The organism is bacterium (genome assembly GCA_035528375.1).
Lineage (GTDB): Bacteria > RBG-13-66-14 > RBG-13-66-14 > RBG-13-66-14 > RBG-13-66-14 > RBG-13-66-14.
This window is the reverse complement of sequence record DATKYS010000049.1, coordinates 1-12664: the sequence shown is the minus strand read 5'-3', so window position 1 is coordinate 12664 and position 12664 is coordinate 1. Positions and strand designations below refer to the sequence as shown.

At 63.5% G+C, this 12664-nt stretch carries 13 protein-coding genes; all 13 read right to left on the bottom strand.

Going from position 1 to position 12664, the window contains the following annotated elements:
- Positions 1–186 precede the first annotated feature (186 nt).
- Positions 187–1482: a hypothetical protein gene (locus tag VM054_03620; GenBank protein HUT98142.1), complete on the bottom strand. Its 1296-nt coding sequence runs from the start codon at positions 1480–1482 to the stop codon at positions 187–189.
- A gap of 95 nt (positions 1483–1577) precedes the next feature.
- Complete coding sequence (gene rfaE1, locus VM054_03615; GenBank protein HUT98141.1) at positions 1578–2534, bottom strand: D-glycero-beta-D-manno-heptose-7-phosphate kinase; 957 nt, start codon at positions 2532–2534, stop codon at positions 1578–1580.
- Positions 2535–2583: 49 nt separating this feature from the next.
- Positions 2584–2973 (bottom strand): NifB/NifX family molybdenum-iron cluster-binding protein, encoded by a 390-nt coding sequence (locus tag VM054_03610; GenBank protein HUT98140.1) that lies wholly within the window; start codon positions 2971–2973, stop codon positions 2584–2586.
- A 58-nt stretch (positions 2974–3031) separates the two neighbouring features.
- On the bottom strand, positions 3032–3607 hold the full coding sequence (gene gmhA, locus VM054_03605) for a D-sedoheptulose 7-phosphate isomerase (GenBank protein ID HUT98139.1): 576 nt from the start codon (positions 3605–3607) through the stop codon (positions 3032–3034).
- On the bottom strand, positions 3597–4550 hold the full coding sequence (locus VM054_03600; GenBank protein ID HUT98138.1) for a hypothetical protein: 954 nt from the start codon (positions 4548–4550) through the stop codon (positions 3597–3599). Before VM054_03600 ends, gmhA begins: the two co-directional genes overlap by 11 nt.
- Positions 4551–4630: 80 nt before the next feature.
- On the bottom strand, positions 4631–5545 hold the full coding sequence (locus tag VM054_03595; GenBank protein ID HUT98137.1) for a restriction endonuclease: 915 nt from the start codon (positions 5543–5545) through the stop codon (positions 4631–4633).
- 254 nt (positions 5546–5799) lie between these two features.
- Positions 5800–6504 carry a DNA alkylation repair protein gene (locus VM054_03590; GenBank protein HUT98136.1) on the bottom strand — a complete coding sequence of 235 codons (705 nt, stop codon included), beginning with the start codon at positions 6502–6504 and terminating at the stop codon, positions 5800–5802.
- Positions 6505–6514: 10 nt separating this feature from the next.
- The gene (locus tag VM054_03585; GenBank protein HUT98135.1) at positions 6515–7909 is read right to left on the bottom strand and encodes a hypothetical protein; all 1395 of its coding nucleotides are present in this window, start codon (positions 7907–7909) and stop codon (positions 6515–6517) included.
- 65 nt (positions 7910–7974) lie between these two features.
- Complete coding sequence (locus VM054_03580) at positions 7975–8943, bottom strand: site-specific DNA-methyltransferase (GenBank protein HUT98134.1); 969 nt, start codon at positions 8941–8943, stop codon at positions 7975–7977.
- Complete coding sequence (locus tag VM054_03575) at positions 8933–9685, bottom strand: helix-turn-helix transcriptional regulator (protein HUT98133.1); 753 nt, start codon at positions 9683–9685, stop codon at positions 8933–8935. The genes VM054_03580 and VM054_03575 overlap by 11 nt, the downstream gene beginning before the upstream one ends.
- Before the next feature lie 53 nt (positions 9686–9738).
- On the bottom strand, positions 9739–10791 hold the full coding sequence (locus VM054_03570; GenBank protein ID HUT98132.1) for a LysM peptidoglycan-binding domain-containing protein: 1053 nt from the start codon (positions 10789–10791) through the stop codon (positions 9739–9741).
- A gap of 63 nt (positions 10792–10854) precedes the next feature.
- Positions 10855–11898, bottom strand: a complete 1044-nt coding sequence (locus VM054_03565) for a divergent polysaccharide deacetylase family protein (protein HUT98131.1) — start codon at positions 11896–11898, stop codon at positions 10855–10857.
- A 42-nt stretch (positions 11899–11940) separates the two neighbouring features.
- On the bottom strand, positions 11941–12453 hold the full coding sequence (locus VM054_03560) for a hypothetical protein (protein ID HUT98130.1): 513 nt from the start codon (positions 12451–12453) through the stop codon (positions 11941–11943).
- Positions 12454–12664 lie beyond the last annotated feature (211 nt).

Genomic DNA, 12664 nt, shown 5'->3' with positions numbered 1-12664 from the left:
GGCCGGGGTGGGGGTTGCATCGAGTCCCCTCCCCCCTTTGGGGGGAGGGCTAGGGAGAGGGGCGGGCGGGTGTGGACACCCGCCCCTACGTCATCGCAGCGAGGCACGGGCCGGGGCGTGGGTCGGATGTAAAAAAGGCGGGGATCAAAATCCCCGCCCTACGTTCAGGCGCACGTCGAGGGAAGGCTACTCCTTCTCCTCTTTCTTGCCCTCGTCCTCGGGCTTCTCCCCGGCCTCGGCGGGCTTTTCACCCTCATCCAGGTCCTCGGGGACCTCGAACTCGGGGAACTCCTCGTCGTAGTCGCGGCGCTCGAGGATGTTCTCGTCGTCCTTCTTCTTTCTGAGGGCCACGTAGATGAGCGTCTGCCCCGCCTGGCAGGTGGCCAGGAGGTAACTGGCCAGGATGCCGATGAGGCCGATGAGCCCCACGGCGAGGATGATGGAGGCGACGTGGAGCCCGGCGGCGGGCTGAATCGGGATGAAGCTGTAAGTCTGCGGCGCCAGGAGCCAGTAGATGCCCGGGATGTTGCCCACGAGGAACCAGGGCGCGAACCCCTGTTGCTGGCAGCAGAGGAGGAACCGGTTGAAGTAAACCTGGGCCGCGTCCACCGGCACCCGCAGGAAACTGTGGGTGTAGTGCTGCGCCTGGGGCAGGACGTACTGGGTGAAATCCGTCCCCCACCAGACCCCGAAGACCATCTTCATCAGCTTCAGGGCGAACAGGATGAATACGAGGAACACACCGAAGGCGATGAGGGTGGCCAGGAACAGGAGGAACTCGTAGATGAAGAGCCTCCAGGGCTGGGCGGCCACGGTGGAGAAGAGCTCGAAGATGGTCTCGAAGGTGTCGTTCTTGGTGGTGGCGACGACGGCGGGCGCGATGACCACCCCCACGACGATTATCACCGCGAGGTAGAGGGTGAAGATGGTGACGCCGATGATGACGGGGAAGAAGGCGGCGGTAATCCAGGCGGATACGGCGCCCCAACTGGCGAACCAGCCGATGACGAGGCCGCCGAAGACGAGTCCCGCGGCGAGAATCGCCAGGCCCACGGGGGAGAGGATGACGGCGGCGGCGTTCTTGCGCGCGAACCGCCACGCCTCCTTCTTCGAGTAGAAATCGTTCCCGCGGAGCTGCTCGTAGGTGAGCTTGGCGGTGGCGGTCCCGGCCAACAGGGCGATCACCAGCGCCCACAGGACTCCCACGGCCCAGATGAGCCACGAGTACCAGGGGACGCCCACGAAGTAGTTCGCCACGTCGCCGCCCGGGCCGAAGGCCAGGGGGATGGGCAGGGCGCCGTAGTTGAACCAGATTTCGGCGAAGGAGGCGCCGGCGACCAGGAGCGAGGTGTAGGCCAGGACGGCGTACCCCGCCAGACCGATGAGGAGGCCGGTGAACTGCACCCAGATCTTCTTTGCGGAGAAGCCCAGGCGCGGCGCCCGCAGCACGTCACGGAAATCGAAATACAGCTTACGTAACATCGCTAGACCCCTTCAGCTACGCGCTTTTTTCAAGCCCTTAAGCATACGACCGGCCATCATTATACCAATCAACCGGCCCCCTTTGGCAACGTTTTTTACACACCCGCGACGAGGTCGTACTGGCGGAGGATTTCAGCCGGCGAGGCGGTGGCCACACCGACCTTGGCGATGACCACCCCGGCGGCCAGGTTCGCCAGGTGCGCCCCCTCGGACATGGACGCCCCGGCGGCCAGGGCCAGGGTGAGCACTCCGGTGACCGTGTCGCCGGCCCCGGTGACGTCGAAAACCTCCCGGGCCACGGTCTGGATGACCTCGGCACGGGCCCCGGGACCCTCGTACAGGCGCATCCCCCGCTCGCCGCAGGTGATGAGAAGGTTCTCAAGGCCGGTGAGCTCGAAGAGCCTGGCGGCGACGTCGTCCAGCTCCTCGTAGCGCCCGCGCCGGCCCACCGCGCCACCCGCCTCGTGGTTGTTCGGCGTGGCCACCGTCACCCCGGCGTAGGCGGCGAAGTGGTCCTGCTTGGGGTCCACGGCGCTGGGCTTCCCCCCGGCGGCGTCCACCAGGTCGCGGATGAGGCCCGGGGAGAGGAGCCCCTTGCCGTAGTCGGAGAGGAGGAGGGCGTCGGCCCCGGCTAAGAGCTCCCGCCCGCGGGCGGCGAGGTTCGCCCGGGCGGCCTCGTCCACCGGGGTGCGCATCTCGTGGTCCACGCGGCAGACCTGTTGCCGATCGGCCATGACGCGGGTCTTGAGGGTGGTCGGCCGGTCGCGCACGGTGAGGACGTACCCGTGGTCTATCCCGTCGGCGGTGAGCCGGGCGCGCAGCTCCGCGGCGTCCTCGTCGGCTCCGACCACGCCTAAAAGGAGCGGAACGCCCCCCAGGGCGGCGACGGTGCGGGTCACGTTGGCCGCGCCGCCCGCCAGCGACGTCTCCCGCTCCACCTCGACCACCGGAACCGGCGCCTCGGGGCTGATGCGCTCCACCCGGCCCCAGACGTAGCGGTCCAGCATCAGGTCACCCACGACGAGCACCCGCCGACCGGGAAGCGAGGCCAGCAGCTCCTCGAGGCGTTTCTTGGACAGGGTTTCCTTCAGCGGGCCTCCTCTAATAATGCCGGCGCGCGCCGTCTCCGCGGCGGCCGTGGAGCCGCCGGCCCTTCATCCCGCCCGTGAGGAAGGCCGCGACCGCCTCGCGGACCGTGCCGGAGGCGCCGGTGGCCACCTCGATGCCGTGGTGGTCGAATATTTTCGCCGCGCTGGGGCCCATTCTGCCGGAAATGATCACGTCCGCCCCCTGCTTCTTGATGAAGAGCGGGACCCGCCCCGGCCGGTGGTCCTCGAAGTAGGGGTTGGCCAGGCAGCGGCACTCACCCAGCTCGCCCGCCTCCTCCTCCACGAAGCAGAAGTACGGGGCGCGGCCGAAACGGCCGCAGACGGGCGAATCCAGACCGCGGTCCCCCTCGGCGGAAACGGCGATCAGTCTTTTCTCGGACACCTCACCCTCACGGTCTGAATGGGGCCCGCGCCGGACGGCGGAAGGGATCGGTCCTCACTCATCCGGTCATCGCCTCGTCCACGAGGCGGCAGATGACGTGGATGCAGGTGATGTGGCCCTCCTGGATGCGGCAGGTGCGCGGGCCCGGGACGACCACGGCCGCGTCGGCCACCGGCGCCAGTTTCCCCCCCTCGCGACCGGCCAGGGCCACGACCCGCATCATTTTTTCCCGGGCGGCGGCCACGGCCGCCAGGACGTTGGGCGAGCCTCCGCTGGTGGAGATGGCGACCAGCACGTCCCCCTCGCGGCCAAGGGCGCGGACCTGCCGGGCGAACACCTCCGCGAAGCCGTAGTCGTTGCCGATGGCGGTGAGGTTGCTGGTGTTGGTGGAGAGGGCGACGGCGGGGAGGGGCCGGCGCTCGGTCTCGAAACGCCCGACGAGCTCGGCGGCGAAGTGCTGGGCGTCGGCGGCCGAGCCCCCGTTGCCGCATAAAAGGACCTTCCCCCCGGCCTTGAGCGCCCCGATGATGATCTCCGCCGCGCGGGTCACCGGGCCGGCCAGCTCGTCGGCGACCTTCGCCAGGTTCTCCGTGGCGAGGCGGAGCTCGTGGGCGGCCAGTTCGTCAGGCCCCATGTCCCTCCAACTCCCGCAGGCAGGCGGCGTAGAAGAGCGGCAGCAGGATCTCGTGCGGGCCGACCAGGTAGCGGCCGTCGCCGGGGCTGGGCCGGTTCACCACGTTCTCGCTCACCCTGTAGGCCACGTTGAAATCGAAGGCCGCCGTGGTGAACCGCCCGGTCATCCCGAGGTTGCGGGCCGCGGAGACCGCCTTCAAAAACACCTCGGGCAACAGCACCGCCGAGCCCCAATTCAGGTAGCACCCGCCGAGGGCGCCGCCGGAGCCGCCCAGGCGCGCCGCCTGGTGCGCCAGGATGCGGAAGTCGCGCAGGCTGGCCTCGCCCACCGCCGCGCCGTCGCAGTCCGGGTGCATGTGGTTGATGTCGGTGCCCAGGGCCACGTGGACGGTGACGGGGACGCCCAGGTCGTGCAGCCTTGCCAGGACGCTCGCTTTTTTATTCTCACCGTCGGAGGCGGCGAGCCCCAGCGCCTCGCCGGCCCCCAGGCCCTCCCGCGCCGCCCGGGAGTAGGCCCCGTTGACCAGCGCCGCCGTCTCCCGCGCCATGCCGAAGCGCCCCAGCGGTAACTGCGCCGCCACGTCCTCCGAGGTTTTTGCGAAGTGCGCCAATTCGAGGTCGTGGATGGCGAAGGCCCCGTTCACCGCCAGGCAGGTCAATAGATTCCGCTCGGCCAGGGCGACGATGAGCGGCCCCACGCCGGCCTTCACCAGGTGGGCCCCGGCGCCGAAAATCACCGGATAGCCCCCCCGCGCCGCCTCCACCGTCCGGCCCACGACGAAGCGCAGGTCCCGCGCGGTCAGCAGGTCCGGCAGGCGGTCCAGGAGCGCCGCGTCCGCCGCCGTGGGCACGGAGCACAGGTCGGCCAGCGTGACCTTGCTCGGCCGCTCCGCCACGGGCTGCGGCGTTATCCGCGTCAGGTCTATCTCGGGATGACGGCTCATCGGCGTTCCGGGTTGAAGGACATCTTGAATTGTACCCGAGGTCGGTCCTATAACGTTAATGTAATCTATATAGACAACAATTAACTGATTTCAAAGTAATCGGAATCTATCTTTTTTATCCTGTAGGTGTTCACCGTCGAGACGCCTATATCGTGTTCTATCATGAAATGAGCCAGCTGGCTCCCGTCTATCAGGACGACTTTATTTTCAAGTGATTTGGCGTACCTTCGGGCGCTTTCGCTGAAATCGGAGGTTGTGATGAAAACGCCTTTGTGCGCCTTCTGCCCGGCCAGAGCCCCCACGAATGACTGTATCTCCGGCCGACCGACGCTTCTTTCCCACCGCTTCGCCTGGATGTAGATAACATCGAGTCCAAGACGATCTTCATTGATAACCCCATCTATCCCCTCGTCCCCCGAGCGTCCGATGGCCCTCCCCGCGTCCTCGAAGGAACCGCCGTAGCCCATTTTCACTAAAAGCTCGACTACCAGCCGCTCGAAGAAACCCGGTGAGTTTGACTTGACCTGGTTCAGCAGCTCGTCTGCCAGTTGCCGCTCCAGGACGTTGAAGTTCTCCTCGATCAGCTCCTCGGGCGTTTGTGTGTCGTCAACCAGGGATGATTCCGCTGCCGCGGATCGTTTCCCGACCTTCGTACTCGCCAGCCATGCGGCAAACTCGGGAAACTGCATTAGATCTTTGATGCTCAGCCTTGCCGGATTATCCGCCAACACTTTGCGTCCACGATCGGTTATATGAAACACGCCACGCTTGACATTTTCGAGAAGCAGCGCGTGCCTCAGGTAACTGATGGTCCACGTAACACGATTGTAGACTACCGTTTGTGCGCCTCCCTTCAAAGTGGCGCTCATGTCTTTTTCAGTAAGATGGAACTTCTTTTCAACGTATTCGATAGTCTCTCTCACGGAATGGTCTCCCCCATCCTCCAAAGAGTGCAAGACAGGAACGAACAACGACTGGAAATCCGGAATGGCCATCGTTTACTCCCCTACTCAAGCCACCTAGTCGCCAACTACCGAGCGGTGTGGACCTGGTGACCCTGCACACCCGCATGGTACCAATTTTACTGACAGGCGGTTCAGGCGCGGGCGTCCAAGGTGCGGCTCACGAGTCCTAACTCAACCCGCGCCACGGGCTGCGGCGTTATCCGCGTCAGGTCTATCTCGGGATGACGGCTCATTTTTTTACCGGGCGGGTCACGGTGATTGTAGCAGAAAGGTCGGGGCGGGGGCTATCGGGACCGCCCGGCGCGCCGGGCCTTGTCACGCAGCCGGTCGAGGAGCTTCGCGCTAGAAAGCTCGCGCAGGGCGTCGGCGGCGATCCAGCGCGCCGCCTTCGAGTCCCTTTTTGAAATTTCCTCCGCCGTTTTCACCGCCGCCGCGTTCAGCGAGAGGTTGCGCTTGCCGATCTGCCGGAGTGCCCAGTTGACGGCTTTCTTGACGTAGTTGCGCCCGTCGTCCGACGCACCTTCAATCAACGGCAGGAGGTCGAGGAACCGCCCGTCGGGGGACTTCTTGTCGTGGACCGCCAGGGCGGCCAGGAGGGCGAAGGCGGCCCGCCGGACGAACTCCTCCTCCCGCCCCGCCCACTCCCGCACCTTGGCCCAGGCGAAGGGGGTCCGGTCCACCAGGTTCGAGCAGCACTGGTCCACCAGGTCCCAGGAGTCGAACCCGGCGGCCCAGCGCTCCAATTGCTCCTCGGTCAGCTTTCCCGGCAGGGCGACGAGGCAGGCCAGAAGGCGCGCCTCGTGGATGCCGGTCTCCCACAGCTCCCCGGCCAGGTCGTGGTCAGAGCCGATTTCCTTGGCCAGGCGGCGCAGCTCGGGCATGGGGACCCCCAGCGCCCGGTCCACGGCGATGCCGAAGCGGCCCATGCCCTCGCGATTTCTGTCCGAGGCCAGGGATTCGAGCCTGGCGACGACCTCCGCGCAGGTCAACGTCCCCCCCTCACATCACGCCGGCCATGACGACGAGCCACTCTATCTGTATCGCCACAAAAATGGCGGCGACGACCCACAGTCCGATCCGCCTTTTTTTGGATTTTTTCAGCTTTTCCCACACGTCGCCCCCCCGCCGGAGACGGCCGACGAACACCGCCGCCACGACCGCCAACAGCGGCGTGGTGGGGATGTGGTACACGGGGTGGGAGAAGCTGACGAAGTAGGGCAGCGCGTAGAGCAATGAGATTCCCAGGAGCACCGTCAGGGCGTCCCTTTCGGGAAGCACCCTACCCCCCGCGAAGAGCGCCGCGACGACCGCCCCGGCGATGCCCACGTAGAACGCGCCGTCGGCCGCGATGGCCGCCAGCCCCACCCACAGCGGCAGGCCGAAGATTTTCACGAGGTACGAGCCGGTGAAGCTGTCGGTGGCGAGGTATGTCCGCACGCGGCTCAGGCTGCGCACGAGGAAGAGATCCGGTCGTCCGGCTATCTCCACCCAGGCCACCGCCGCGTACCGTCCGCTCCGCAGGTGCGCCGGCAGCGCGTTTATCTCGGTCACCAGGCGTCTGAAGCCGGCGGGCCACCCGGATTCGACGCCCGAGTGCGACCCCAGCCACCACGTCCTGTAAAGCGGCGTGTACGGGTTGTTCCCCAAAAAGAGGTTCCAGGTGTTGGCCTCGTTGATGAAGACGAAGTGGCCGGTCATGTGTTGCGCGACCAGGAGCCAGAGACCGACGACGCCGGCCGCCGGCAAAAAGACCGCCAGGGGCGGCAGCGGCTTCTTCAACTTCACCGCCAGGTAGACCGGCACCCCCGCGAGGAGGACGAGGCTCGTGGGCCGGATGAGCACCGTCGCCCCCAGCACGCACCCCAGCACCACCGCCGTCCCGACCCCCGCCCCGCGGGCGACACGCAGCGTCAGCAGGGCCGCCGCGGTCACCCCCACCGCCGCCGGGAGCTGGGTGAGCGTGTCCACCGAGTTGAGGACGTAACACGGGTAGAGGGCGAAGGCGAGGAGGAGGAGGTTGGCGCCGAAGCGGGCCGAGGCCGCGCCCTCCGGGGTCCACTTCGCCTCTTGGGACGCGTCTAAAACGAGCCGGTACCCCAACAGGGCCAGCGCCAGGAACCACAGAAGCATCGAGGCCCGGGCGAGGAACTCGCCGGAATTCAGGTGCTGGAAAACGGACAGGTAGATGGGCAGGCCCGGGGGCCACCGGGGGGTGTAGCTCGTACCCTCGGCGAGGTACCGGGCTTCTTTGAAGTAGCCCGCGGCGTCCGAGACCAGGGGCTCGTCGGCGACGAGGAAGAGGATGCCGAGGCGCAGCACGACCGCCAGGAGGAGTATGACCCACGCCGCCCGCCGGTCTTCGAGTAACGCGAGGATGCCCCTACGCGTCGTCATCATCGTATTTCCAGCTAAAAACGCGGCCCCGGGCCGCTTGAAGTTACTTTTACTTGTAGGGAAACTTACTTGAGATTAATGTCTAACTGATTGGGTGTATATATATTATTTTCAATAGATTCTACCTCAGTAACAATGTTTGATAATCCTTCAAAACGGAAAGAACTGGCAATTAAATATTCTTCTTCTCTTTCAAAGGATAACCACTTCCTGCCCAACCTCTCAGCGGCTTCACCAGTCGTATTACTGCCGGCGAAAGGGTCAAACACAATATCTCCCGGCTCAGTCAGAAATTTAATGAAAAACGTAGGTAGTTGAATCGGAAAACGTGCGGGGTGAACCTTCAGCCCGGATTCCTTGCACCTTTTCAAATAGTACCCCGTGCTGTCGTTATTACCGAATATTAAGATGTTGTCGGGTATAGAACCTCCTCTATCATTTTGGAACTTGTGTGTAATATTATGACCCGACGGACGTCTTTTTGTTCTATACCCCCTTTTAATAAGACGTTTCATGTCCTCGCTGTACTCACGAAGCACCTTTTCGTTACTTGCTTTGGGCTCAGGTGTCTTTGAAAGCCACCACAAACATTCGACAGAGTCTTTTACCCTCAATTTGCGGACTGTTACCCACTCAGCAGGAACGGGCAACTTGGCGGGGTTGTACCAGTAAAACTCCTGAGCTAAATAGAAACCTATATCTTTTACAAGCTTAATTAATACTTCGAAATGGCACAAAGACCTGGTCGGTCTTCCCGGCTCCCAACTGCCCCCGATGTTCAGCACAAAACTGCCTGTTGGCTTTAATACCCTTTTTAAATCCTCTCCCAACGATATAAACCATTCGACGTATTCGTCCTGGTTTTCATTTCCATACTCCTTTTTAAAATGGAGCGCGTATGGTGGTGATGTAAATATGAGGTCAATACTCTCGTCCGGTGTTTGTTTTATTAAAGAGAAGGTGTCACCCAGGTAGGCAGAACCTAGCGAGGTCTTATAAAATGGGTTGAGGTTGTTATTATTTTCAAGCTTCATCGGGTATATCTCGTATCGCTTCTTCTAGCGATGAACGCCAAGTTGGGCCGGGTTTAAAGGGAACGGGCTGCATAATTTTTAACAGCGTTTCTTCGCCTTTTTTCCTTTTCAGCTTAAATGTGGCTGCATACAAATAGGTCCATTCATTTGTCTGATTAAACGTACAAGCGGCTAGTAGGTCGAATTCGTCTATGCCGTATGATCTCGTGTTTGAACCATCTTTTGAATTTCTCGTTTTTTCTACCTCTATGCGATAACCGTCCTTTACTATCATTTTCTCACCGCTACGTACATTCTTACATTCTAACGTGTAGTCTCTCCCTCTGTATTTAATTGAGAAATCGGGAAGTTTATCTTCGTCATGCCATTTATAGCCCTCAATTACCCCCTCATGTTCCAAGTCGGTCAAACATCGCGACAGAAATAACTCAGCCAGTTTGCCCTTTACATCAACCTGTGCTCTGAAGCCGGCTTCGACCGCTTTTATTATGTCATTTTTCGAGCAGTTTAGGTTTTTCTCTAATTGGCTTATTTCTATTTGAATTATTTCGGTTGGTTCAACTTCTAAAGCAGTTGAGATGTCTTCTAGTACATTAATGGTTATGTTTCTGACTCCCCTTTCGATACCGCTTATGTAAGTTGGGTGCCTTCGAACTCTGGACGCTAGTTCTTCTTGGGTTAGATTGAGACGTTTTCTTAAACGCCTGATGTTTGAGCCGAGTATTGTTAATAACTTCCCCATAGGGGAATTGTTACTCGATTACCCTAACATGTCCATAGACTATAAGTCAAGTTTTATCTCCGCACGTAGTCCACGTAGTCGCCGATTTCGATGCGGGTGGTGTTGCCCAGGACCAGGCAGGTGGCCGTGGAATCGGTGACCTTCAACACCCCCAGCGTACCTATCTTTTCGTCGGGGAGCCTGACCGCCTCGAGACCGACCGGGTCGTCCACGGTGCGCCCGGAGCGCCAGACGATGACCCTGGAGCCGGGCTCGAGGCCCTGGTCGGTCCCCCAGTTGATGTAGACCACGTGGCCCTGGGCGGCGTAGCTGCGGCCGTCGCGCTCCCAGCAGACGTACCCGCGCTCGGCGAGCGCCTCCTCCTCGGATTCCCACACCGGCGGCTCGACCCCCGTGCGGAAGCGGAGGAACTCCGAGTCAATATCCTCGCGGAAACGAATCTTGTCGCCGACGAAGACGGCCTCGTTGCAGGCGATTATCTTGGCGCGGCTGACTTCGGGGAAGACGTCGGTGACCTCGATGACGCCCACGTTCTGGATGAGGCGGCCCACGTCTATGCGGGAGTCGGGGACGACGACGAGGCCCTTGTCGCGGTAGACGAGGAACTGGGCGCCGGGGTAGAAGCCCTCGTCGTCGCCGCCGGAGATGTACACCTCGTCGTAGAGCGCGATCATGGTTCGGTCTTCGTCGGCGGAGGCCACGATGTGGGCCAGCTCCCAGTACTCGTCAATGTCGGGCACCACCATGCCGCCGTACTCGAGAAGCCGCCGCCAGAGGGCGACGAGCTGCTCCCGCGTCAAGGCCACGATGGGCTCGTCGTCGCGGATGCGGACCTGGATGCGCGTGGGGAGCTCGGGGGGGACGTTGGGCGGGATGTAGATTTCCTCGCCGGGGTAAATCCAGTGCGGGTGCTCCACGATGGCGGGGTTGGCCTGCCAGATGAGTGGCCAGAGCCAGGGGCTGCCCAGGAACTCCTCGGCCAGGTCCCAGAGGGTGTCGCCGCGCTGGACGGTGTAGACGCGGTCGGGGTCCAGTTGGCCCCCGCCGGCGGCCAGGGCGGTCAGGAGCACCAGGGCGACGACGAGAACGGGTGTCTGGCGGCGCATGGCTTCTCCCGGGGGAGTTTCCGAGTAAAGTTTAGCCCCCCCGCGGGGCCGGGTCAAGCGGAGCTACTCCAGGCACTGCGAGACCCCGACCAGGGCGACGCCGGCCTCCCGGGCGTATGTAATCACCTCGCGGATCGCGTCGAGGGTGGCGTCGCGGTCGTGGCCGATGACGACGACGGGCCCGTCGCGCTCGCGGGCGAGGTCCACGGCGCGCTTTAATTCTTTGACCACGGCGCGGCGGGCGGGGTCGTTGTCCAGAAAAATGTCCCGGCGGGCGTGGGGCAGGCCGCACTCCGCGGCCAGGGTGGCCGCCACCGACGTGTGGTACGTCACCGAGTCCACGAACCACAGGTTGCGGTCGGCGATTTCGGCTAAAACGGCGGCCATGCAGCGGCGGTCGGAGGTCAGCTTCGAGCCCATGTGGTTGTTGACGCCGTCCACGGGGCCCACATCCTGGAGGGCCTGGCCGACGAGGCGGCGGAGCTCGGCGTCGGTCATGTATGTGTAGAGCGCGCCGGGACCGGGGTTCTCACTTCCCAGCGGCTCGCAGGGGAGGTGGAGCATGACCTCGCGTCCGGCCTCCCGGGCGGCCTCCGTCACCGCCCGCGAGTACGTCCGGTACGGCAGCACCGACGGGGTCACCGGCAGGTCGAGGATGCCCGTTACGCGGGGGTCGCGCCCGCCGCAGTCGTCTATGATTATGGCCAGGCGCGGCCCGCGGGGGAGCTCCACGGGCCAGGTTATCACCAGTCGGAAGCGCTCTGGGCCGCCCTCGGGACCGAAGCGCATGGTCAGCTCGCGGCGTCCGGGCAGTTCCCGGACTTCGTGGGAAAGGACCGCGGCGCCCAGCTCAGCGGCTCGTCCGGCGGCGGACTGGGCCAGAAGCTCGGCCTCGCCTGAGTCCGCGGCGGTGACCCTGAGCTCGGTGGCGGGGAGGCGGTTGGGCGGGCCGACGGGCCGTTGGTCCAGGTGGAGCGGGAGGGCGATGGCGATGTCCGCCTCAACCTTGACCGGTTCGGGTCCGACCGGTCGCGGCGCGCGGGCGCAACCGGATAACGATATGCCCAGGGCGAGTCCAAAAAGGGCGAGCCTCCGGGCCCGCCTCATCGTCGGTTCACGCCTGTCGGAGTCCGGCGTTATCACCGCCCCCTAGTCGGAGTGATCCGGGGCGCTCTCCACCACGGAGCGACCGCGGCTCAGGAACAGCACGTTGAAAAGGTAGAGCACGAGGATGGTCACGGCGGTGCCGAAAATTATCGCCTCGACGACGTTCAGCTCCACCGTGGCTATCACCTCGCCCTTCCCCAGGGCGGCGGCCTCGCTCAGAATCCACTCCTCGGGAACCGGGGCCGGTCCCGTGGGGAGCACCACGCCCTTCTCCTTGGCGGCGATGCGGGCCTGGGCCGCGGCCAGCTCCTCCTCGTACGCCGCCTGGAGGCGGGCCTTCTCCGCTAAAATCCGGTCGTAGACCGTCTGGTCGCCGTAGCGGTCCACGTAGATGCGCCGGTAGTTCATCTGGGCGAAGAAATTTTCCCCGCCCAGGGGAACCAGAATCGGCTTCTCCACCGCCGTGATCCAGAGGTAATCGCCGACCGCCAGACCGGCGAGGAGTACGACGAGGACGATCACCTGCCAGACCTTGTTCGCGCCGAGGAAGTTCATCTTGTCTCCCGGGGCTTATCGTTGGGTCTTTTTTTAAGGGGTTCAGCGGCCTAGGCGCCTCGCGGCGGATGCGACCGCCCCCGGCTGATCAGGTCCGTAACGGGATTCCGACCGCGTCAACCCGCACTCCGGCCCGTAGGCGATCCTCTCCCTATAAGGGGGAGGGGATTTTTTTAAGGTAGCCCTCACCCTTAATCCCTCTCCCACAGGG